Origin of the sequence: Chloracidobacterium sp., assembly GCA_016716305.1 — a bacterium.
Classification (GTDB): Bacteria; Acidobacteriota; Blastocatellia; order Pyrinomonadales; family Pyrinomonadaceae; genus OLB17.
This window is the reverse complement of record JADJWP010000002.1, coordinates 1640429-1664601: the sequence shown is the minus strand read 5'-3', so window position 1 is coordinate 1664601 and position 24173 is coordinate 1640429. Positions and strand designations below refer to the sequence as shown.

Annotated in this window: 18 protein-coding genes and 1 tRNA gene; 6 read left to right on the top strand and 13 right to left on the bottom strand. The window is 50.8% G+C overall.

Annotated features, from left to right (window positions below):
- Window positions 1–147: 147 nt before the first annotated feature.
- On the top strand, window positions 148–4722 hold the full coding sequence (locus tag IPM28_09465) for a VCBS repeat-containing protein (GenBank protein ID MBK9173217.1): 4575 nt from the start codon (window positions 148–150) through the stop codon (window positions 4720–4722).
- Window positions 4723–4805: 83 nt separating this feature from the next.
- On the opposite strand, the gene IPM28_09460 is transcribed toward IPM28_09465, so the two are convergent.
- From IPM28_09460 to IPM28_09445, 4 genes are all read right to left on the bottom strand, one after another.
- A complete protein-coding gene (locus IPM28_09460; GenBank protein ID MBK9173216.1) occupies window positions 4806–6125 on the bottom strand; it encodes a hypothetical protein in 1320 nt (439 codons plus the stop codon).
- Window positions 6125–6919, bottom strand: a complete 795-nt coding sequence (locus IPM28_09455) for a histidine phosphatase family protein (GenBank protein MBK9173215.1) — start codon at window positions 6917–6919, stop codon at window positions 6125–6127. The genes IPM28_09460 and IPM28_09455 overlap by 1 nt, the downstream gene beginning before the upstream one ends.
- A gap of 2 nt (window positions 6920–6921) precedes the next feature.
- Window positions 6922–7389 (bottom strand): GTP pyrophosphokinase, encoded by a 468-nt coding sequence (locus IPM28_09450; protein ID MBK9173214.1) that lies wholly within the window; start codon window positions 7387–7389, stop codon window positions 6922–6924.
- Window positions 7390–7707: 318 nt separating this feature from the next.
- Window positions 7708–8070 (bottom strand): hypothetical protein, encoded by a 363-nt coding sequence (locus IPM28_09445; protein MBK9173213.1) that lies wholly within the window; start codon window positions 8068–8070, stop codon window positions 7708–7710.
- Window positions 8071–8276: 206 nt separating this feature from the next.
- Here IPM28_09445 and IPM28_09440 point away from each other — a divergent pair, with 206 nt between their 5' ends.
- Together IPM28_09440 and IPM28_09435 are read left to right on the top strand one after the other, a co-directional pair.
- Window positions 8277–8531: a helix-turn-helix transcriptional regulator gene (locus IPM28_09440; GenBank protein MBK9173212.1), complete on the top strand. Its 255-nt coding sequence runs from the start codon at window positions 8277–8279 to the stop codon at window positions 8529–8531.
- A 92-nt stretch (window positions 8532–8623) separates the two neighbouring features.
- Window positions 8624–8872, top strand: coding sequence for a hypothetical protein (locus IPM28_09435; GenBank protein ID MBK9173211.1), 249 nt, complete (start codon window positions 8624–8626; stop codon window positions 8870–8872).
- A 270-nt stretch (window positions 8873–9142) separates the two neighbouring features.
- On the opposite strand, the gene IPM28_09430 is transcribed toward IPM28_09435, so the two are convergent.
- From IPM28_09430 to IPM28_09400, 7 genes are all read right to left on the bottom strand, one after another.
- Window positions 9143–12067, bottom strand: coding sequence for a DEAD/DEAH box helicase (locus IPM28_09430; GenBank protein MBK9173210.1), 2925 nt, complete (start codon window positions 12065–12067; stop codon window positions 9143–9145).
- 5 nt (window positions 12068–12072) lie between these two features.
- Complete coding sequence (locus tag IPM28_09425) at window positions 12073–13377, bottom strand: hypothetical protein (GenBank protein ID MBK9173209.1); 1305 nt, start codon at window positions 13375–13377, stop codon at window positions 12073–12075.
- Between the two features lie 4 nt (window positions 13378–13381).
- Window positions 13382–14077 carry an OmpA family protein gene (locus IPM28_09420; protein MBK9173208.1) on the bottom strand — a complete coding sequence of 232 codons (696 nt, stop codon included), beginning with the start codon at window positions 14075–14077 and terminating at the stop codon, window positions 13382–13384.
- Complete coding sequence (locus tag IPM28_09415) at window positions 14061–15941, bottom strand: methyl-accepting chemotaxis protein (GenBank protein MBK9173207.1); 1881 nt, start codon at window positions 15939–15941, stop codon at window positions 14061–14063. Before IPM28_09415 ends, IPM28_09420 begins: the two co-directional genes overlap by 17 nt.
- Window position 15942: 1 nt before the next feature.
- Entirely contained in the window at window positions 15943–17409 is a 1467-nt protein-coding gene (gene rmuC / locus IPM28_09410) for a DNA recombination protein RmuC (GenBank protein ID MBK9173206.1), read from the bottom strand.
- A 537-nt stretch (window positions 17410–17946) separates the two neighbouring features.
- Complete coding sequence (locus IPM28_09405) at window positions 17947–19005, bottom strand: tetratricopeptide repeat protein (protein MBK9173205.1); 1059 nt, start codon at window positions 19003–19005, stop codon at window positions 17947–17949.
- A gap of 457 nt (window positions 19006–19462) precedes the next feature.
- Window positions 19463–19538 (bottom strand) — tRNA-Thr (locus IPM28_09400).
- Window positions 19539–19837: 299 nt separating this feature from the next.
- On the opposite strand from IPM28_09400, the gene IPM28_09395 reads away from it, so the two are divergent.
- The 3 genes from IPM28_09395 to IPM28_09385 all read left to right on the top strand — a co-directional run bounded on the left by IPM28_09395 (window position 19838) and on the right by IPM28_09385 (window position 21597).
- Entirely contained in the window at window positions 19838–20383 is a 546-nt protein-coding gene (locus IPM28_09395) for a helix-turn-helix domain-containing protein (protein ID MBK9173204.1), read from the top strand.
- 77 nt (window positions 20384–20460) lie between these two features.
- Window positions 20461–20910: an ImmA/IrrE family metallo-endopeptidase gene (locus IPM28_09390; protein MBK9173203.1), complete on the top strand. Its 450-nt coding sequence runs from the start codon at window positions 20461–20463 to the stop codon at window positions 20908–20910.
- Between the two features lie 198 nt (window positions 20911–21108).
- The gene (locus IPM28_09385; protein ID MBK9173202.1) at window positions 21109–21597 is read left to right on the top strand and encodes a C39 family peptidase; all 489 of its coding nucleotides are present in this window, start codon (window positions 21109–21111) and stop codon (window positions 21595–21597) included.
- A 42-nt stretch (window positions 21598–21639) separates the two neighbouring features.
- On the opposite strand, the gene IPM28_09380 is transcribed toward IPM28_09385, so the two are convergent.
- Both IPM28_09380 and terL read right to left on the bottom strand, forming a co-directional pair.
- Window positions 21640–22791: a phage portal protein gene (locus IPM28_09380; GenBank protein ID MBK9173201.1), complete on the bottom strand. Its 1152-nt coding sequence runs from the start codon at window positions 22789–22791 to the stop codon at window positions 21640–21642.
- A 32-nt stretch (window positions 22792–22823) separates the two neighbouring features.
- The gene (gene terL / locus IPM28_09375; GenBank protein MBK9173200.1) at window positions 22824–24167 is read right to left on the bottom strand and encodes a phage terminase large subunit; all 1344 of its coding nucleotides are present in this window, start codon (window positions 24165–24167) and stop codon (window positions 22824–22826) included.
- Between the last annotated feature and the right edge of the window lie 6 nt (window positions 24168–24173).

Sequence of the window (24173 nt, the reverse complement as noted above, 5' to 3'; positions counted from 1 at the left end):
CTGCGTCCTGCGGGACATGTCGTCCGGACAGGAACTATCGCCCATAACCTATACGGGAACGGGCGACTTCAATGTCACGGTGGCCCGTCGTCACGGACGGTCACCCAAGGCGGGCAAGCGGTCTTCACAGCGACCTTCACGAGTGCATTGGGCTTCGCCGGCACGGTTACGCCGTCCGCTCTCAACTGGTCCAACATTCCCGGTGCGACGGCCTCGTGGTCTCCTGCCACGGTCAATGTGCCGTCGAACGGACCGGCAACAGCGAACTTCACCATCCAGACCTCGGCGACCACTACGCCCGGGACCTACGGGAACATAATACTGCGCGGCACTAACGGAGCTATCACCAAGGCGGCCTCGGCCGTCAGCGTCACGGTCAATGGGCCGCAGCTTACTGGATCAATGACGCCGACAACCCGAATCGTCGGTGTAACACCGGTTAGTATTCTCGGAACCGCAACGCCTAATGGGACAGTTCGCTGTACCGACACATCGCCGGACGGCACGATAGCGGTTTATGAGGTTCAGGCGAACTCTTCGGGTAACTACACGTTTGGTCCATACATCATTCCCCAGCTTGGTCAGTATGTCTGTCTCTTGCGGGATCTGACCACCGGTCAGGAGTTGAGTCTGCCTTACAGCGGGTCAGGGGATTTTTCATCATCGGTTAACGCAACCAGTCGAACGATTACTCGCGGACAAACGGCTAGTTACGTAGTTACGTTCTCGAGCATGGGCGGCTTTGCGGGCAAGGTAAAACCGTTCGCATTGAATTGGTCTAACATACCTGGCACAAATGCGTCGTGGACGCCAACCGAAGTAAATGTACCCTCTGGCGGAAGTGGCCAGGCCACCTTTACGATCCAAACCTCCGCTAGTACAACCCCGGGAACATATGGAAACATGACGCTTTTCGGCAAGAATGGATCATTTAGCCGAAGCGTACAGTCATCTGTAAGTCTCACGGTAAATTCGTCAAATCCCGCACCAACGATCACGCCACCGATCTCTCCGTCATCGGTGACGTACAACCAACCGACAACTGTAACAGTTAACGGCAGCAATTTTCGACCGGGGTTAAATGTGGCGATAATCACTCCCAATTGTCCGTCAGCTAACCCGTGCTGGATACAGCAGCCGGCCATCGAGTTTGTTAACAGTTCGCAGTTGCGCGTTCAAGTTGTCATGCTCGGAGCTCCTCCGTATTCGGCAACCTTGAAGGTCGTAAATGACGACGGTCAATTCGATACTGAAACGTTTCAAGTGACCGGTGCCGGGAATCCGGAACCCACGATAAACAACATTGCCCCCAACCCGGTCACGGTCAATCAGACAACGACGTTAACAGTGACGGGTACCAATTTTGTTAATGAGCCGACTGTAAAGGTTACTACTCCCGACGGAACTTGGGACATTCATCCGTCGAAAGTTCAGTTCGATAATAGCAATCAGATACGAGTCGAAGTGAATATGGGCAGCACGCCTCCGTATCAGGCGACGTTACACGTTAAGAATCCTGATCAGCAAAGCGCTACGCGACAATTTTCAGTTGTCGGAATCACCCCAGTCCTTGAGTTAATAGCCCTTGAGGTAACCCAAGGAATCCAAAATTTCTGGAATGATATAGTTCTAATTGGTTCGAAAAAGACTTATGTACGAGCTCATGTTCGAAGCCTAGCGGGTGACGTCAGCAATGTGAGAGCTCAACTTTCTGGAACTCGAAATGGAGGCTCCCTAGGATCGCCGCTCACTGCTATAAATTCGAGTTCAGGTCTCAGCACTGGGTCAATCAAAGTAAAGTCCTCACCACAACGGTCGTCACGTAATGACAGCTTTTTATTCGAGTTGCCCCCGGACTGGGTAAATGGGAGTGTTGAACTTACGTTCGCTGGAATAAGCCATAGCTTTATGTTTAACGAGGTCGACGGAACGAGTGACGGTCGCGCCCGAGTCATCTTCCAAAATGCTCCACCATTAAAAATTAAACTTGTCCGTGTCGACTGGCCCATACTCACGGGTCCAAGTGATGACAAAATGAAGCAGGTGGAAAATGATATAAGGGTTATGTTACCGAGCGGTCTCATACAGATAAGCAATGGCAGTATAAATTCAACACACCAACCACGCTTCACAGAAGATTACTTTCAGCAGATAGTCGTTCCTCAATTAACTGTCAAGCGCTTAAGTGAATGCGGATGGAACGGGTGCGATACCTATTACCTCGGTATTGTAGACCAAGAATTGGCCAATCCCTTTCCGCTTTCTCCGCGGATCCTAGGTTACGCAAGTACCTCATTTGATTATGACTGTAATCAAAATCGACGAGGTGATGTGGCCGCCGCTTTCTTCGTTCCGTTTCAAGACGATGCACGATTCACACACGTTCATGAACTGGGCCACCTATTCGGTAGGTTTCATACAAACTATAACGGTGTTGGAGACGGTTGCCAGCATGTGCCCTCAAACGGGACTATTGGATTTGTTGTACCTTCGCAGTATTCTCCATACGCTGTCTATGGGTTTGACGGCGTCAATTCATTTCCGTCAAATACGCCGGACGTTATGAGTTATGGTGACTGGCCGTTCATTTCACGTTTTACATACGAAAAGATTCTGGAGCATGTTCGGGACCGTTTCGCGGCTTCTCAGAATGTTAAAGATTCCGCAAACATCGCTTACCAGGGCAGTGATGTACTTCTCATCAGTGGCACCCTTGAGCGAAATCAGCCAATTGGAAACCTAACCCCAGTGTACAAACTTCCCGCTGCATCCAATGTCCATTCCGCCGTGGGTGGGGGTTATGAAATAGCATTTTATGATTCAATCAATAACCGTCTTGTGAGCTATGATTTTGAACCAGAATTTAGTTCTGTTGGCGAGGTCGGGTCTTTTGGGCTACTTTTGCCGCCTCATCCGAATGTCACTCGAATCAGTCTGGAAAGGAATGGACAGGAATTAGCGTACAAACTCGCTTCACTGAACGTCCCGACCGTTACTGTAACTTCACCCAACGGCGGTGAAATATTAAATGGTAACTCCTCAACTATTGAGTGGGTTGCATCCGATCTCGATGGAGATCAACTCAACTTTCTTGTCCAATTCAGTGGGGATAACGGTTCCACGTGGACGACGTTAAACAGTAATTTGACGGAGAATCATCATTCAGTGAATCTTGACACCTTACCCGGTACTGGTCAAGGTCGAATTCGGGTGCTCGCTAGCGATGGTTTCCACACTGCGCTGGATCAATCAGACAATACTTTTACAGTCGCAGGTCGCGGACCCACAGTTAACATCTTGACTCCTGGGGATAATTCTTCATATGTCGGGGTTCAGCCGGTGATGCTTCAGGGCACGGCTAACGATCTCGAAGACGGCGAATTATCGGGAACAGCGTTGAAATGGATTTCCAACCTGGACGGACAAATCGGTACAGGCCAGTCGCTAAGTATGCCTGCAATAAATTTGACTGAAGGCGTTCACACTATCTCGCTTTCCGCCCAGGATAGTGAAGGTTTCATTGGAACAAAATCGGTAACCGTTACCATTCACCGTTCGCAGCCTGTTTTGCCTCCGAGGCTGTCCCTCGCGCCCTCAGCGATGTCTTTTGTCGCAAACCAAGGTTCCGGCGTGACCGACCCGCAAGTACTCGCGGTCAGAAACGACGGCGACGGAGATCTAAATTGGACTGCATCTGCGAACCAAAGCTGGATACAACTCGGAAATACTTCCGGCTCAGCTCCATTCAATTTGTCCGTAACCGCAAACGCTACCGGGCTGCCAATCGGCGCGTACGCAGGACAAATAACCATCTTAACCACCGACGCCCCCAATAGTCCTCAGACCGTCGAGGTTCAGTTTGTTGTTGTCAGTCCAACTGTTAATTCTAGGGCGCCCTTCGACTTCGACGGTGATGGGAAGACGGATGTCGGTATCTTTCGTCCGGGGCCGGCAGAGTGGTGGTATCGGAGAAGCTCTGACGGACAGGTGCCTGCACTTCAGTTCGGCACCTCGACGGATGCGATCGCACCGGTCGATTACACCGGCGACGGAAAGTCGGATGTGGCGTTCTTCCGTCCGACCACGGGCGAGTGGTTCATTCTAAGATCTGAGGACGGATCGTTCTATTCGTTCCCGTTCGGCGGAGCGGGCGACACACCCGTCCCGGCGGACTACGACGGTGACGGCAAGGGCGATGTGGCGGTCTTCCGTTCGACCAACAACACATGGTACATCCAGCGTTCGTCCGACCTCGGGGTCTCGATCATCACCTTTGGAGCCTCGGGCGACCTGCCGGTGACGGCCGACTATGACGGCGACGGCAAGTCGGACATCGGCATCTTTCGTCCGGGCCCGGGCGAATGGTGGTATCTGCGGTCGTCTGACGGCGGCAACCGTGCGTTCCAGTTCGGGACATCGACCGACAAGACGGTGGTCGGCGACTACACCGGAGACGGCAAGGCAGACGCTGCGTTCTTCAGGCCGACTACGGGTGAGTGGTTCATCCTGAGATCGGAGGACGGCTCGTTCTACTCGTTCCCGTTCGGCGGAGCAGGCGACACGCCGGTTCCCGGCGACTACGACGGCGACGGCAAGACGGACGCCGCGGTCTTCAGGCCGTCATCGGCGACGTGGTTCATGCTCGGCTCGACCTCGGGCACGCAGATCATCCCGTTCGGTGCCGCCACCGACCGCCCGATCCCGAATGCGTTCGTCAGATAGACTCTGTTCCGCCTGGACCCTCCTCATGCGGATCACAGAGTCGCCGAGTCAGGATGTGTTTGCATGAACTACCGGATTGATCGCTAGACTGATCTTTTGAACTTTATCCATTCTCCGGTTTTCCAGTCATAGCTCTCGAGACCGTGGAAGCGTTTTTTGTAATCATAGAGAGTCGGCTTATCAAACGTATAGCCCAGGTAATAAAACTCGTTCCCTTGTTCCGACGCATATTCGATCTCTTTGAGCATTGTGAAAATGCCGAGGCTTCGCCATTCGATGTCGGGGTCGAAAATGCAGTAATACCCATGTGAGGTGTTGGCCCCCATTTCAAAAAAGCTCGCTGCGACTAGGTTGCCGTCTTCGAAAACACAGAATTTCTTGTTCCGTTCTCCTTCGGGCAGATTTACCTTTTCCGGGGCATGCTCCCCGAACCGGACGTTGTGGCGCTTAAACAACTTGCATTCTTCACCATCCTTCGTCACTTTCAATGGCAGCTTTTGGAGGTCAATGTCCGCGTTTATTCTCAGAACCCTTTTCTGACTTTTTGACAACCGAAAATCCTTCAGGCGAATTCGAAGGGGGATCGATCTGAGCTCGCCGCTCCGGCTGTATCGCCAGTATGTTTCATCATAGTGATAACATCCCTCCGCCATATATTCGTCGAACGTCTTATTGGTGGAATCATCAGGAAAGCGTTGATGGATGTGTGGTTCGGCTTCTGTTTCGGGGACTTTCTCAATTTCGACGTCGGGAAATTCTTCCACCTTGGGAAACAAACCACGAGCACCCTCGGGCAGTCCAACTTCGGCATTGTCGGATCTGAGGTACCTTTGTTCAAATTGTGCGTCGAGCCTTTCACGCAGCCACTCTAGCGGTTCCCATCCATGTTTGCTTTTGTAATAAACATGCTTGAAGACGTTCCCGGTGTTCGACGTCCTCTTCGTCTCGAATTTCTTAGACGCGATCGTGTATGCGTGATTAAGGCTTGTCGCCTTTTCGTTTAAGTCAACAATAAAGGCTTTGCACGGGTTAAGTTGACTCGATTTGGTCCCGCGATGCCAGAGATATAAAGGTTCATCCAAACGAAACCTTACAAAACCTTCTTTTGGCGCAACAGCAGGAAGGTCTTGGAAGGGATTTCGCAATTTCGTCAATACCCCTTTAGAGTAAGTATCGACATTCACGTTGATCATCAGCTCCGAACCGGCAGGCAACATTTCGGAGCCGTCTTCCCGGGAAAGTTCTTCGGCCTGCACCGGATCACGAAGAGCGAAAGCGGGAATTACCAGGTCGCCACTCACGTTTCTGATCTTCGGGAGGTCGCCGCCGTAGAGGTATTGGACCTGGCCATCGACGATCCTTATCGGTATCTTGATCGTTTTCTTTTGTGGGTTGGGAATCATCATCGCACCTCCACGGTTGGCTCCACGCCGTTTACGCGTTCGAGCAACTCTGCGTTACTGAATCTTTTGCGGGTGATCGTTTCCCAGCCGGTGTCAATACCGGTGTCGGTAGGGCAGACAGCACGCCGCCAGCTCAGGTATTTCCCGACCTCGCCGGTGGCCGGGTCGCGTCTGGAATAGTGATAGATATGACAATTCAGGATCCGCTTCGATTCGTCACCATCGAAGGCCAGCCATTCCTCATCGCTTAGATACTCGAGAGCTCCTCTCGCGGCTGAGATAATGTCCCCGTGCGTTACGACGACGACGGACTGGCCTTCGCACTCGCGGTGCATAGTGTCGAAGAAGGTCCGGACACGCATTCGGGCGTCCGCTATCGACTCACCGCCAGGTGGCCGCCAGTAGAGGGCGTCTGCTTTCTGAAGGACTATGTTTCGAGGATAGAGACTGGCCTGTTCCGGTATCGGCACCGATCCTAGCTCGCCCCAGTCGCGTTCGCGAAGCCGCTGGTCGAGCCGCCATTCGGCACCGGGAAGATCGAGCAGAGCGGCCGTTTCCTGAGTTCGCACGTAAGGTGACGCGTAATATCGGTCAAACTGAACTCCGATATTGTCGAGTATCCATTTGCCGGCGGTTGACGCTTGCACTTGTCCCTCGGCCGTCAACCTCCAACGATGACCCGGGCGTTCTCGAAAATCGGGGGTATACAGACTGTCGTCTCCTTTTTTGGACCGACTGACGGCGAGGTTCCCTTCGCTGTGTCCGTGGCGTACAAGTATTAGATCTATAGGCATTGTCATAGATTTACTCCTTCGCTGGCAGCGGATAGCCTGTGCCACGAGCGGTGGTACTTTGCGAGCCGTTCAAGATCCTTCGGTCGCAACTCGCTCATTCGCAGCATGTTCATGTTGTCTTCCAAATCAGCGATCTTCACGACACGGGAAATAGGGTTCAGGGCCGCTCTCTCAACAAAGGCGTCGTACGACTCACCCTCAGCCTTTCGATCGGTCACGCCGTCGAGAGCTTGGACAACTTCCTCTGAAAATCCGTGCTCTCGAAGCCGATCAAACGTCCACTTAGTTTCGGGTGGGTTGTTTCGGCTTTCCTCGACCACATCGTGCATTACAGCCGTCATCATTTCGGCTTCGGACTGCAGCCGCATCATCATCCTGAGAGGGTGTAGGATGTAGGCAGCGCCAGCCTTGTCACTCTGCCCTTCATGAACAAGGGCCGCTATTTGTGTCGCTTTATTTAGTGTTGCCATATTTTTATCGTGTGTTGATTCTCTGGTAGTTGAGCCTAACAATTCCGATGGCCCGACAATCGGGCCGTCCGATCTTGTCGGTTCGTTTTTCTTTGATTCCGCCTCGTGAGATAGAACGAGACTTCGTGGTGGGGCGCACTTTTGCGCGCAAAAATGCCCAACGGATGCGGTTGTGACCGGAAGCAATCCCGTACAACGTTATCGTTGGGCGTCTCATGTTTTAGAATACGCCAAATTGAGACAAAGTCAACAAGCTAGTCGTGGAAAACGAAGCAAGTATCCTGGACTTGCTTTCCGGGTTCGGTGCTGGGTGTGCCCTCATTGTCTCGGGTCGTCATAGTCGTATTGGATCCGGTAGTCGTCGAAGTCACCGGATTCGTTGACCTGACGAATGCGGAAGTCATTGCCACAGTTCTGGGCCGGCCGATAGCCTGCCGCGTTTGCCTTCTCAATTGTTTGAAAAAGCCGGAGATTGTCCGCGTGGATCGAATCGTAGTTTGGGCATGTCGGAACTTGATAAATACGAGATTGCGTGTTCGCTCGAATAGGCCCGTTCATTACCGCATCAATATGCCACTGTCGAACCTTCTCGATGTAGAGGCTGTAAACAGAAAAGCCTAACCCGGCGACAATTGCGACGATCCAAACCCATTCCCAAAACACCTTCTCTTTCGTGGCCATAACCGTCGCGACTATTTGCCCGTGGCCCCTCCTATCGTAAGATAATGAACCTATGCCCAATAGCGTGAGGGCTAACATCTGAGGCATCACGCTGAGTCATCCCCAACCGCCGCGGCTCAGCGTTCAAACAGATCAAGTGTAGAGCCAAATGGCTCTAATTACAACTTTTTTGGTCGGCACTTGGACTCATTGGGAGGTAGCTTCTAATGGGAACGCGTTCTCGACCAAAGCCGAAGCATTTAGCGAAGAAGCTAAGGCAGATCCGACTCTCGCTCGGACTTTCTCAAGACGGGTTGATCGAAAGGCTCGGAGTTGAAGAGGAAGTGGTTCGCAGTACGATCTCTGCGTTTGAAAGAGGTGTCCGAGAACCTTCGTATCCACTGCTTCTGAAGTATGCTCGGCTTGCCGGCGTAAGTACAGATCTCCTTATCGACGATGACGTCGAGCTCGATCTTTCGTGACGATGCAGTGTCGGTTGCGATCGGATTGGCTTAGATTTATCTCGACGATCTGCTTGCTGCTAGATGGTATGGTCTTTTTAGAGGCACTACCAATGTTCCCTGAAACCGAAAAGAAGTTAACTGCCTTGACCGTCGAGCACAAGCTGGCCGCAGAAAGGTGGGCTGAACTTAGCTCAAGCAGCACGTCCCTGGAATCGTTTGTCGAAGGGTTTGAGGCAAGGGCGGGCAAGCCGTTCGATCTCGACCCGATCGTCACCATCAGCAAGATGTTGTTCAAGGCAGGAGTCGCGGAAGGGTACTCCGACCCGCGATTCAAATCCTCGATCAGCGCCGCCTCGTAAGTCGCTGCCATTTTCCGGTGTATGCGGAGGCGTCCATAACCGCTGTACTTCGACTTCCACGCGCATTAGATCGCATTGCTGATTGTGTGTTCCCATCAAACGCCTGCCGCAGGCTACCCAGCTTTGGCCCCTTTTAATATCGCCCCTGGTTGCGTCCCATTGAATCTTGACCTTTTCATCTGTCGCCTACATACTTTAAGAAGTGAAGAAAATGTCCCATTTTACACTATGCATCTTAATGGGAAGCTTACACCCCCGACTTTTCCCTTTCTAGCCCGAGAATAGTTCCGACATGAACTCTTTCGAGAGCTCGTCTTCAGCGGGAAGTGGAGTGAGGAAATCTTTTGCGAGTGCCATCCTTCGGCGTAGTAACGTGTCGAGCTTTTGGTCAAATGTTGCGAAAGCTTCGTTCGTTGGATCTTTAGCGATCAAGTGGTAAACGTGAACGTCCTTCTCTTGGCCGATCCGGAATACACGGTCGGTTGCCTGAGCTTCTTTTGCCGGATTCCACCATCGTCCATAGTGAAAAACATGGTTCGCCTCGGTCAGAGTAAGCCCCATGCCGGCGACCTCAGGTGAAAGAATAAGCACGTCAAATCCGACTGATTCGCGGAAGCGGGAAACTATCGCCTTGCGAGTTTTTGGCTGCGCTTTCGATGACAGGCCGCTTTTAGTCGAGCCATTGATGATGTTCACCGAAAGCCCAAACCTATGCCTCAGTACATCAGCGAGTATCTGCTGCATGTCGAGCGTTCTGACAAAAATTAGGGCCTTTTCCCGTTGACCTCTTATCTCCTCGAGCTTCATGACAAGGACGCTAAGTTTGTGGCAATCTGCTACCGCACTTTCCGGGTCAGGCAACTGGAAGTTGGGAACCAATGAAGGGTGTTGGTATAACCTCAGAAACTCATTAACCAACTTAAACGGGTGGTTGGCTGCTCCGCCGACCACGGCCCGTGTCAGCAAGGACAGATGGTAGTCTCTTTGCGATGGCATTAACTCGCATTCGAGCCGATGTTCATGCTTTCTCGGGAGGTCTGTCAGCTCATTCTTATCTCGTCTCAGGAGGTGCGCGTTCGGAGTATTAAATTGCAACTTTTCTTTGAGCTCTTGAAGAGCAAGGGTAACCTCCGTCTCCGCATCAAGAGGTATTTCATACCTGGATCGAAAGTCTTGAGCACTGCCGAGTTTCCCGGGCTCTACAAAATCGAAAATGTTCCACACGTCAGAAATCTTGGTCTCTACAGGTGTTCCTGTGCAAGCCACACGAAACGACGCCGAAAGACTCTTGAGGGCGTGGGAAACTTTTGTGCTAGGGGTCTTATACTCCTGAGCTTCGTCGGTAACAATTACCGACCAATCAGTCTTTGCGAACGAATGTTGGTAATTTACTACCGTCTCGTAGTTTGTGATAACAACCCGATGTTTGTGCAGTTCCGTAATGTCGAGCGTAGCTTCCCCGATCTGCGTCTCACGTCCGGTGACCCGTCTTAATAAATTCAAGCTATTCCCACGCAACGTCAAACACGGCCAGAATATTGAGCCCTCGTCTTCGAAGAAACGCCTCATATCGCTGATCCAGGTTTCGTTCTCAACGAGAATTACGGGAGCCACAATCAATATAGGTTTCCATGGGGGCACTTCAGGGCTCTCTGTCTCTGAAATTACCCCGCCGCGTTCTATTAAAGACGCAAGAAAGGTAAGCAACTGAAGGGTCTTTCCTAGACCCATATCATCGGCAAGCAAGCAACCCGAGCGACCGAGATCGAAGTTTCGTTGGAGCCACGCAATTCCGCGCTTTTGATGGTCCTTTAGAACAGTGCTAGGTAGTAAGGAACGGGGTAACTCGGGGTCGGCGAGAGGTCCTTCGAAATGGTCTATGCGTTGAGAACTTTCAAACTCGACTTCACCCTCATTCGTCAAGATCAATAGATATTTTCCACCGCGTTTTTCACTCTTTTCGACTCGGTTATCTTCTTTTGGCAGAAATTTGTTGGTTAACTCTTGAAACGCACTCACGAATGCTTGATTAAGCTGAATGGTCTTTCCATCAAACTCGACGTATCCGGTTCCTTCGTGTCTGGCGGTATCAACTTGTGATGAGAATTGCTCTAATTTTTCAATCGAATCAAAGCTAATTTCGGTTTCGGCACCATTCGGGTACGTAAACTTGATACCGGCGGTGAATCTATCGGCCAGATTCAATGCGGTTACATCGTCGAAGATCCCAGTAACGCTTTTCTGCACGAACGGCTTCGAGACAAATGGAAAATCGCCTATTCCTTGGATGCGCTCACTGAAACCCTTCAGAGAAACGGAACCACTGACCCCATCGAATAGTGCCTCTGGATTACTTAGTATCTTTGCTTTCTCTGCACCGCCGAGATGTTGTGCTGTAGAGATCCTGCCAAAGACCTCCTTAACTTCCGGCGTCAACAAAACACTAGCGTTCCTTCCGTCTTTCGTTTTTACATCGTATTGAGGCAGATCCGGATTGCGTTTGAATTTTTGAGCAAAGTCTTCTTCGTCGAGCGTTTCACTAGTAGGAGCTAGGCTTATACGGTCCCCCTCTTCTTCGAGAACCTGTATACCGATCTCTAAGGGTTCAACGATCTCTCGTCCCGTTGTAAAACCATCAGTTTCAACGTCCGCGGCCTCGGCTAACGCTTTAACTTCACCAAAAAGTCGGAAAGCATCCGGACTTTGCTTGTGAGCTGGGGATAGGTTGTTGAACCTGTAAATCTCTGAAAGAAGTTTGAATGTCGGTGCATCAAATAGATATATCTTGTCGCCATTCTTACAGAAACAACCCCTGATTTCAGGCTCGACCTCTCTTCCATTCAGGAAGAACTCCACTGCGAAAGCACTGTTCGGAGCACCCAAGAAGCTAATCATTCTAATCCTGATCGAGAACGGGGACCTTTCCAACAGATCAGCGAAAGCCGTAATCTCGTTCTCTGGAAAATTAGCGAAGTCGGTGAATGTAATCCGAAGATCGTCACCCTGACTTTCAGCAAGATCAAGTTCAAGAATTTGAGTGGTGAGTATAGGTAGTAAGCGTCCGAGCATCGATTCACTCGAACTTTTCCACTCGGGGTCGAACGCAATGCGCCCAGCACCCTCGATCCAAACCGATTCGTCTGACACCGAGATCTCGATTTCAGGCACAGGTTGCGGAATTATCCATTCATTCATTGTTCTTAACTCGGGTAAATGCCGCTTTGGGCCAGGGCTTGCCCCAACACCCACTGCCAGTTTCCTTGATGACTTTTGCGGTAGAGAGCCTGTTTTGGCATCTTGAGAATCTGATCATTAAACGGATTGCCAGTAAAGAAATCGCGGAAAAAGCGGTCACGAGTTTTAGCATCGTATAAGTAGCACGCACCTACTCCCTCAAATTCGATTGCCAAGACGCTGCCGAAATCAAGCAAAAAAGCGCTGTGTTGGCCGGTAGTCCGTCCATAATGTCGTATGGCATTTCCGCGGCGAGCTAACGCGGTACTTAGTCGACTACGATCAAGATCTGTTAACAGAGGGCGCGAGCGCGACATAGACTTTACATACCTGAGCCAAAATTTCGCCCTTCCATGCACATCATCGGTCATTACTTTCTCAAAGAAAAATACAATGTCCTTTTTCGACAAGTGCTGGAGAACCTTTTCCTTTGATTCCTCGATCCCGATCCACCGCGCCGGATTTAATCGCGGATCTCCGAGCCGTTGCACGTCGTTAACAACATAATTGATAAGTCGCGCTTTAACATCCTCGGACCGATCGAACGCCTCGCACTTTATCGCAGCGTCCACATGCTCTCTGAAAATCTGAATGTCATGTTTATCCCAGCTAAGAATCTGGTTAAGAAAAAAATCGAGAATCTCCGCAACTCCGAGATTTTGGGAACATGATCGAGCACATTCGGAGACTACCTCCCGAAAAAATTGCGTGTCTTCGAACAATCTAAGTTGCTCGATCGAGTAATCCAACGGCATTCTTCCACTAGAGAGTTCTTGTGCTAACTTAGCGACCGAATCAGCAAACAGAATTAGATGAAGATTTTCCTGCCATTTTTTAAGGATTCCATTCGGACCCCTAAAACCTTTGACGGCCTCTCGTAGGCCTAAGAACTGCGGCAGTTGCTGCACTTCCTTCCATTTCGAGTGATAGCTATAAACTAGACCCTGTATTGTCTTTGCGGAATTTCTGCTTCTCTCGGAAAGCTTTACCACATCCCAAAATCGGCAATCTGTGGCAACGTCCGGATACCACGATAAGTTGCGGATGGCCCTTGGTGAGAGCAGCTCAGTTTGTCCATCAATATACGCTTGCCATTCCCGAATATGAGAATCCGCTGGCCTTTGTGGTTTGGCTAAGGCGTCAATACTGTCTACTGCCTTCACCAAGGCAGGAAAACTTATGTCAGAGAAATTTCGATGGTGACGCGCGGCGGTATCTTTGAAACCGCGATTAGCAAACGTCAAGTTTTGAAGCCCTTCTATTAAACTCACTGATTCACTTTACTTCCACGGCAGACACCGCTTTGTTTACGACCTTTTCCTCGTGTGATCGTACCCGTATCTTGAAAACTACGCGCCGGCTTTTATCTAAGTCCTCAATACCCTCGTCATTTCGATAAGGATCAACGCTTCCCCTTCCTGTCGCAGACACTAGGTTGAGAAAACAAGGACGTGTAATTTGCTCGTGATCAATTTTTTGAGCATCGGTCTTACCCAATATTCCTAAAGTCTCTCTAACGACAGACATTGAACGCTGCTGGCTAAGCGGCAAATTTATTTCATCTCCGCCTGACCTGTCTGCATGCCCTTCAACGACGATGGAACTGACCTCCGGCCTAAACTCGGTTGAACACAAAGTCTCTGCCAACTTGGGAGTGATTCGTTGCAAGAAAACAAGGCCCTGGCTAGGAATGTCCGCCTTGTTAACGGGGAAATTAAGGAGGCCTTCGGGTACCACAACTATCAGACTGAGTGGATCGTCCTTGTCGTCTTTAAGTTCAAGCCCTTTGTACTCCACAAGTTCTTGATTCAACGTTTCTCTAAGTTTGGCGAGAATGTTTTCTCGAGTTTGTCGAACCTCTTGTTGCTTGTTGTTCATAGTGGCAACGAGCAGCAATATAAAAATGACCGCCAGCGAGGTCATCAAGTCTGTCATCGAACTTGAAAGGCCCGAGTTATTGTCTGTTGCCATTGCTCTTTATTTTCTCCAACTGTTCTGTCAAATCCTCTAGCACATCACCTAACTCATTGACCGTGCCTCCAAGTTTTTGCACGGCATTTGTGAAGTGCTGGTCGGCGGCTTGCACAAGGTTATTGAACCCATTCTGAGTTACTTCCTGATAATTCGTTAGATTGATTCCGATCTGATCTAAGAGCTTTGTGGCCGAACCTTCGGTTTGCTTAAAGAGGTTTTGGTAATTCCCAAGATTTTCGGAAATTCCCCTCCATACCATTTCTTGGTGTTCGTTTGATTCTTTGACATGATCGGAGATCAATTGTAATTGTTGATGAACAGCAGCGGCTTTAGTAGCTGCCTCACCGATCAAAGTGGCTGCCGTTGTGATTCCCGTGACTGAAGCAGCGGATGTTTCTGAAGTCTGCCTAAGTCCGGTCATCAATCTATTGAATTCCGCTATCACGGATTCTAAAGTTGAACTGGTCTGTTCGACTCTTGTAAGTTGAGTGTCATGGGTTGTAAGGAGTTGCTCTAAACGCTGTTCGTTGGCCGCAGTCAATTGGTTGGCTTGAGATACAACATCTCGGGCCGCGTTTACAGCGCTTTGTGAATTTTCTTTAACTGTATCGCTCATCTGTTGGCCGAGATGTTCAACCTGCAGGCTCAGTCCCGTCATCAATTGCTGCATCGTATCTGACACTTCCCTCATTACGTTTTGCAGACTATTTTGAGACAACTCAAACTGCGAGTTCATAGACCCAAGAAGATTGGCCGTTTCTCCGAGTGTTTGAGTTACGTTCTCAAATTGTCCGTGGGTTGAACCGGTAAGCGATTCGCGGAAACTGCGGCTCATTTCGCCAAAGACTCGGGACAAATCCTCCTTTAACTGAGACAGAAGTCCACTAAGGGATTCATTTAGTTGATTGTTTCGCGTCTCTTCAGCCAGTCGGAGGAACTTGTTCAGCTCCTCAATGGTTTCAACCATTCGATTGATCGTTGGATTAACACTTTCGCCGACACCTTGAACCAAAATCGGAACTAAACTTGTCCCCAGATCCTGAACGGATGTGTTTAGGTTTTCGACATTCTTACCCATTTTTCCCAATTCATCCTTTAAGGCAACAAAACCATTAGAGGTATCAGCATTTAATCGGGATAGGGAGTCAGCGATGTCCACGAGAACTTGAGTAGCGGAAAACTGAGGAATTCGTCTGTCGAGGATCGAAACTAATTTACTTCTCGTTCCATCGAGAGCATGAAACTTATTCTTCTCGAAAACTACAAAAATCGTTGCGCAAGCGAGAGCAACCACCGACGAAACAAATTTTCCCGAGAGTCCTCGAATTAACAGGTCAACACCCTTTACTTGACCATCCACAACGCTAACATTCAAGAGTGCAACGAGAATTGCCAGGAACGTAAATAGAAGCCCCAGACCAGTTACCACTCCGGGATATGACGCGTACCAATCACGGTTTATGGAAACAATATTTGCGTCGGTAAATATATTGTCCGCTGGAGTCGACGCCCAATGAAGGCCATTATTTCCTTTCTGCACTAACTGAGCCTCGTAATCAATCCATGCGTCTTGGAGTAATTCTGATTTCGATGCATCAAAAATCCCTCTCAGGTTGTCCACTTCGTCTTGAGTAACCCCTTCTTTTTGCTTTCTTCCCTCGCGATTCTTTCTTAGAAGTACGTCGATGCGACTAACTACGGCGCTCAAACTACGGAGTTGTCCTCGTGCTTGAAACCATAGACGAACGATTTGGAAGATCGTGACCAGGATCATGATACCCGACACGATCACTATAAAAAGCGGAACATCTATGCCGAGGGCGTTTACTGGCTCGAGCAGAGGTGCAAAAAGATTATTCATATTAGTCTGCGTCACGGGGAAAATCTTCGCAGTTTTCTATGTCATCGATTTCGTCTTTATTTTCAGCAATCATCTCTCCAGTTCGCAATGATCGACTGACTGTTTCGACAGGGTCCAGCGAGGGCAAATCACTATTCGATCCGATGGCCGGAAGATCCTTGAATTTTCTTGCACTTGCGAGTACTCGACTTTCCATTGAACCAACCATCTTGTTATAGGCCTTAGCACTCCTGTCGATAGACTGTCCAAGCTTCGCCACATCGGCCGCCATTTTACCAATCGGGTCGTAAAGGCGGCGCCCCAATACAGCGACCTGCCGAACATCTTCCGCGATAGCTTCCTGCCGCCATCCGAAAGCCGCGGATTTCAACAGAGCAATGAGAGTGAGAGGAGTAGCGATAATAACGTTATTTGATACACCAAAATCGAGAAGGTCAGGATCCTGTTCAAGGGCAGCGCTGAATACAGCCTCATTTGGCAAGAACATCAAAACGAATTCAGGTGATGGGTCGAAATTTTCTTGATATGCCTTCTTACTTAACTGTCCGACATGCATCCGCAGACTTCGCGCATGTTTGCGAAAATGGTGATTCCGAGAATCGTCATCTGTCGCATCGAACGCTTCAAGAAATGCTGTCATCGGGGCCTTAGAGTCAATAACGATTGTCCTCCGGGCCGGCAAGTTTATAACCATGTCGGGCCTTTGAGCACCGTCTTCGCCGACAACGTGGAACTGCTCTCGAAAATCACAATGCTGGCTCATTCCAGCCAGCTCTACGATTCTTCGAAGTTGAATTTCACCCCACTGGCCTCTAGTTCTTGTGTTCCGAAGAATGCCCACCAGACTCAGTGTTGTTTCGCTTAGTTTCTGCTGAGAGCTTGCCATCTGGTGAATCTGTTCACCAATTGTTGCGAACGTGTTGAGTCGCTCCTTCTCAAGCTGCACGATGTGGTTATCAACAGCCTCGAGAGATTTCTGCACCGGAATTACAATCTCGGAGATTTTTTCCTGTCTCTGCATAAGGTCGGTAACTGCGGATGAGTGAAATTGTTTGAAGACTTCCGTTGCTTGGTTAACAAAGGACTGATTGTTCTGATCAAGTGCCTGCCGCGAAAGTGCGGCAAACGCATCAAGCATATTCTTCCTTGCGTCATTTAAAAGACCGAGTTTCTCCGCGGAGTTAGCTTTTTCATTCTCTAACTTTTCTTCGAGGGCAGTTTTCTCGTTGCTGACAAGGAACAAGCGGTCATTCAATTCTTGATTTCGGGTGGTCAACTCTTGAGCCGCCCCCATCTGAGAATCGATCGTATTTTGTAATGAACGATTCTCCGCCTGAAGAAGGCTTAACTCAGCGTGGTAGTCGATCTTACTCGCGGCTTCCGATTTTGTAGTTCGAACCCTCATCACCAGGAATGTGACGAGGGCACCAATAGCGACACCTACAACACACGGTACTATGTACGACACAAATGTGGACTGGGACATCTCCATACATGCCTTTATGGGTTGAACGGCAGTGTATCATAATCAATCAACATGTCCCGCCCGAATTTTTGAGATGCAAAAAAATGGGATTACCGCCAACACGTGGTTTCCCTTGTAACCTTAACCGCGGATTCGATGCGGGTGGCGCGGGTTAACTAGAGCTTATCGAAGGCGGCGAACTGCCCGATGGTGTTGATCGACCAGAAGCCGAACAACTGGCAGAATTCTACAGTGTTGCTGTGGGCAGCCAATTTACGGGATGCTTACAGTTCTCCGTGGCAATGCAAAGTTGAGTCGCCGAAATAGGGTTCGCATCGGTACGAGTAGCTTCGACCAAACCGAAGAGGTTTTGCTTGTTAGGAATTGTATTAAGACGCATAATCAACGGCATCGTTGTATGGGGACCTCTTGAATTTGTTGTGATGACATTTGTGAGGCCCGTTGAAGGACCCAGGAGAGTCGTGGCTCGGAAACCCCTAGGCGCTCGATATTCCAATCTCGTTGGCGTTTCAGTCCAGATTACCCTACGAATTGTGAATAAATAGCTCGATTTATTTGATCTGTTGGTTCTATCTCCAATGCTGTCTCGATGTATTGACGAGCTTCCGCGATCTCGCCTAAAGAGAACAAAGTAATCGCCAAATTACCTAGGGCCGCAGGATCGTTCGGCTGAACCTCAACCGCTCGTCTTGCAAACGGTAGTGCGTCAGCGTACTTGCCCTGCTCCCCTAAGCACAAAACTATCTCCAATAGAGTATTGGGCACGTCCGGGTCGAGTTCATCGGCCATTCTAAAGCACGCCTCTGCAGATGCATACTCCTTTAAAACCCGCAGGATCAATCCATTTGTGAAATGAGCAAACCCCGTATTTCGTCCTGCGCCCTGCACGATCTCTTCTACTACAGGGAGCAACTCATCCGACAGACGAGAAAGGATATTCGCGCCTTTTTCGGCATCGCCGTCTGATCGAGCCGCTTCAGCTTGGCTCCCCAATTCGAGCACTTCACCACAGAATGCTTTAAGCTTCTCAAAAAGTTCCTGTTTGCTCATCCCGCTGATTTCAGGACGACCTAGAAAAACTTCATTTCCCGTTTTGAGATCGACATATACGTCCACGCCATCATCAGACCTGAGGAAACGAAGCTTACGGTTTACGTCTTCTTTAGCGACAAACCCGGGCTTTTCGCTTAATGAACCTTCGTAACTCCATCCTCTGCGGGTGAAGACGAAACCTGGTTCCTCCGATGCCAACCAGCATGCACTTACGCTGTTACCATCCTTTATGACTTCCGCAAAGCGTAGCCAGGGAGACGCGACCGTCATTCCACGTAACTGATCGACGACCGCTATGTCCTTTGTAACTCCGGAGTTCTCAAAATCAAGCCCCAAGGACTCAAGATAGAAAATATAGTTCCCGACATCTTCCGGATGCATAAAGCTGACGCAACCAAGGCTGCCGTCACTAAACAGAGTCCGATTCGGGGCACCCTCAAGAAATGCCGACCACCCACCGGGAATCAGACCTTCTATAGTCTTTTTCCGGAAGACTACAGAAATTGCCTCAATAAGCACTGCCATAATTGCCGAAATGCTTTATGCATTTAAGGGGTAAACTGGAAGCGAGCCATTCCTTCCGATCCTTAGGCACGGAGCGAAAATAAGAATCTTTGTCTTAGTTCCGAGACCCTTTGCAGATCTCTTACGAATTAATTGGAAGAGCTCACCAGAAGAGTATCACGCAGTCAACAACCGTTCTACGTATTTCATGCAATCTCATTTTCGTGCCAGTCTCGTCCTCTCAAATCAATTCGGCAACATTATACACAGAATCTTATCCAGGAAATCAAAAGGTCTCTCCATGTTCAGGGGCTTTATTAAAAGTCTGTCGATTACCGAGCATTCCTCGGTGGATGACGTCCATTAAATTCTCAGCTCCTGGGCATGCTGAGTCCTAATCTGAGTCCTACTCGATTATGGGGCGCGGTGTTGGGGAATGTCGACTAACCGTGACTTACTGATCGTATTGACGTTAATATGGAGCCACCCGTCGGATTTGAACCGACGACCTTTCGATTACGAATCGAATGCTCTACCAACTGAGCTAGGGTGGCGAATGCGGAAGCGGGGCCGCGGCCTTGCCGACGCCGAATTGAAAAATATACTTTCCGGATGCCCGTGATGTCAAGCAACTGCCAGGCGAACTCTGATGCCAAATCCTTAGCATGCAACGAAAGTCGATCTTTTGCACGGCATTCAGGTCGTCCGAAGTGTTTGATCGCAGGCGGGGGTATCTCAACAATAGCAGCCCATAGATCTTGTGTCGTGTCCGACCTCGCGAACCACAGCTTTCGGTTGATCGCAAAAGGATGTATGATCGGGTGAATTGCCAAACATTTGTTGTAGCAAACCTATGAGCGACCAATTTATTGAACGGCTGAAATTGGCCTTTGGCCACGGTTCGATGGCGGATATTGCACGCCGGTTAGAGTTGCCGCATGCAACCATAAGAAACTATTTCGGCGGACGTCTTCCGGCGCCGGATGTTCTGATCAAGATCGCTAATGAAACGAACGTATCGCTAAACTGGCTCCTGCTCGGAACCGGCGATATGTACGTGCGTGGCGGCGAACCGCTCGATCTTGGCAAACTGATCGACCGAAGGATCGAGCAGGTGGTCGAACGAATGCTGCTCGAACGTGCCGCCGACGAGATCCAGAATCTTGGCAGCATCGACGATCCGCCGCCATTTGATGTCGAATCGGCACTTGCCCGATTCAGCGATCCACAGCGTGTGATGGGCGAATGGTTTCGCCACGAGGGCCGCGAATATCCGGAAGACTTCGGTGTCGTGTTCTTTCAGGGTTGGGAGAGCTTTTCTGATGTCGACAAGATCGAAGCAATAATGGACGCAAAGAAGGTGCTCGACCGGACGCTCAAGGTAAAGCGCGAAGCCTGATCACCCGGTCGGGTAACGCTTGCAAATTGTAGCGTATATGATATAGTGTTGCATCTGTAATAACAGGCTCCCACGCTATGCGCTTCTTCCTCAAACGTATTCGAGAACTCGGCATCGGCTGGAACGAGCGGCCGCTTACCGAATCAGATTTTTACGCGCTCTGCCGTCGGCACAAGATAGTTGTCGATGAGATACCGCTTCGCGTCAGCGGATTTTATTACTGCGTCAAAGGCGGGCATTACATTGCGATCGACAGCAAACTGCCGAGACAAGAGAAATTGTTCGTGATGTTTCATGAATTTGCCCATTACCTGATGCATGCCCCGAACACACACGAAACAGCGAGTTATCACGGCGTCGGCCACAAGACAAGAAAAGAGGTCGAGGCAGATATATTCGCGCTTGTCGCGATGATCCCACGGACGTGGCTCGAAACGCGGACGCCCGAGGATATCATCGACCACGACTCGATCGCGCCTTCCCGCCTCAGCGAACGTCTCGCCGTTTACGAAAAACACGGCCTCTGATACTTTATTTTTACCCGTTCTACCCGAACAACCGAGCGACGTATATCGTAGTACGAACCGAACTTCGGCAAAGAATGGCGAGAATCGGGGCAATTCGCAAATTTCGCCATGTTGCCCGTCATTGCAAGGGGAAGTGTTGATTGCCCCAAATAGTTCAAAAGGCTTTACACAAATTCTGATAGGAGCACTTTTTTCTTAATGCCAATAACTACGATCCAAAACGTTCCGCTTTTGCCGCAGCCGACCGACGGGGTTTGCTGGATGAAATCCGCACAGATGGTCTATCAATGGTCACAAACGAGCGGCAACAAAGGGATGAAGGACCCGATGTCCGATTCGGGATTCAAGACGAGATACGAAAACAACGGCGATTGGTGGGCCGGGCATAACGGCATTCTTGCCCGCACGTTCAACATGAAGACCCACAGCAGCCTTTCGATGGACTATGACAGCCTCAACAAATTCATGACCAAGCACGGGCCGGTCTGGACCGGTCTCAAGAAGAATTGGGGCGGCCACAATCATGGCCACGTCGTCGTTATCTGCGGCGTTGCAGACACCGGCGTCCTGATCCATGACCCGGAGCCAATGAATAAAGGTACGGCGATGTGGCTTACCTGGGATCAGATAAATAAAGCGATCAAGGGGATCACCGACGCAGATTTTCAGTTTCTCACCGCGGTCTGAACAGCACCGAGGGGCGGCTTTTGGCCGCCCTTTCACTTCGCTTTAGGATGCCTCAGACCACTCAGTTTCAAGCCGAACATCCACAAACCCGCCGATCCGAAGCGCAAATTCCATCACCTCTGACCACACGTGGCCAAAGACCGCTTGCCGGTCGCGGATCTTTGCAATGAACCGCGCCTCGGCCCGCGTCAGCGATTCGCCGCTCGGGAAGCCGCGCGTGTGCGGCAAAAGGTAATACATCGGTGTCCCCGTGACCGAAGCAAGATCGATCCTGAAACTGTCTTTGACCTTGATGAACTGATCAAGCGCGGCCGTGTCAAAATCGCCGAACCGAGCGTTAGGATTTTCGGTTATCCAAAGATGATCGACGCCTGCTTTGAATGGAGCGACAGCGTTGCCGTCGTTGTCGTATGCGATCTCGATGCCAGCCGCCCACCGCTGCCGATAGGCCGAGAACTCCATCGCAACAAGCATATCCAGCACAGATTTATTGAGCCCGTCCTGGATCGGGATCGCGGCGTCGAGTTCGGATCGCCCAAAGGACCCGATTTCCGCGTTATTGGCAAAATGAAACATCGGAACGACGCCATACGGATTCGAAACAGGATCGCCGGCGGTCGAGAATTCCTTGGCCTCAGGAAGAAAAGCGTCGCCGGGTTTGACCGTGATGTAGCGCTCGATGCGGTCGGGATAATAGAGGTTTAGGTGCGTATTCCGGTCGAGCGTGCGCCAGTATTTCGCGGCCCGGACAATACGTCCCGGATGGTCGTCGTCGTAAACCGCATAGCAATTGGCCGCGCGATTCGGGTATATCGCCGGTTCGCCGCTTTCATCCGGCCATACAATGACAAACGCGTCGCCGTTTATCAGAGCTTCGCGGTGGACCTCACCCGATCGCACCGGCATACGATTTCGATGCCAGACGTCCGATGCCCGAACCGCAGGATCGTCGATCTGATCATCGGGCTTGCTTCGGGCCGCGAAACCGGTGATGCGAAGCTTGTCGCGGATCGCGTCGCAAACGACCGGACAGAGATTGAGGGCGAATTCGCGAAACAGCGAACCAAAGGTGTTTGCAAATTTCTCGGTTGCAAACGCCAGGTCATGATCGCCGCGGTAATACCTCTCGGTCCGGGCGTATCGTGCACCGGCGGTTCGGAAGTTATGGATCGCTTCTTCGATGTGTGTATTCATAGTGTTTAGGTGCCGCGCGTAAACGCGGGAGGTCAGAATCCTTTGGATCGTTTCGGGCTTTCGGACATCATTTGAACTGCGAGCGAGACGGCATCGACTTGATCGTCGTGGCGGCCGCGGGGAAAGCTGCAGACCTCGTCGAGAAAATCAGTTATCCATGGGCCGCGAACGAGTATCACTTTTCCTTCTTCGGCCAACGGCGACCATGTCAACGCCCGCGCAAACTTATCGGAATCGACCCGGACGGCGCGAAAAGAAATGCGGCTAAGCGAACTTTCGCAACGGAGTTCCTGGACGAAGGCTCGGGCGTGTAGTGCATCCTCGATGCCGTGGATCGTGTCCCTTTCGGTACGCATCCGATCGATGATGTATCGCCGCTGGGCGGGAAACTCGATACGGTCTCGAAAGCCGTCCGAGATGTAAAGATCGCCGTTGGCGTCCTTCGCACAGCGAAACGACGCAGTATAGTCGGCTGACGTTTTGGTCGAGACCGCAAGGTCGTAGGCACGAAACCATCGAAGCCCGTCCGGGGCCCTTTCAGCTATCTGTGAGAACCATCCCCGCTTGAAAATACCGCCGTCACGCGGGATCGGCGACTGCTGATAGAGTGCGGAAAATGCGTAGCTGCCGATCTTCCTCTTGATCCTCAGCAGTTCTTCGCGGTCGTATCGAGCAGGGCAAAGCGGCTCGCCCTCGGCCCGACTGAGCGGATCCATTGCGTCCGCGGCACCGGCGTATGCGAGTGCGGGAAGCGAAAGGACCTCCCAATTCTCGCCGCCGTTCGCGGCCTCGATGATCAGCCGGCCGGCGAGGTCGTCTTCGTGCCAGCGGGTCTGGATAAGGACGATCGAGGCTCCGGGCTCGAGCCGCGTGTAAATATCGTCGTTGAACCAATCCCACGCCGTCTCGCGGCGCGTTCGGCTTTCGGCCTCGGCCCGGTTCTTGACCGGGTCATCGATCATTATCAGCTGAGCACCGTAACCGGTCACGCCCGAGCCGACGCCGACCGCACACAGCCCGCCGCCGGACGTCGTCTCCCATTCGTCGACGGCTTTGCGCTCCTTGGAAAGCGGAATATGACCCTCGACAATTCGGCGGATCTTTCGCGAAAAGCGGTTTGCAAGGCGTTGATTGTAGCTCCCGACTATTACGTTCATCTTCGGTTCGCGGAGCAGCCGCCACGCGGTATATCGGACGGTGACCGTTTCGGATTTCGAATGCCGCGGCGGCATAAAGATCATCAGCCGTTTTGCGGTGCCGTCGGTGATCTTCCGAAGCCGTTCGAAGATCAAAAGCTGGTGCGGCCAGGTCCACGTCCAGGTCGGCATATCGGCTGACAGCCAATCTTGAAACTCCGGTGTTTCATCGGATGACATCGTGTT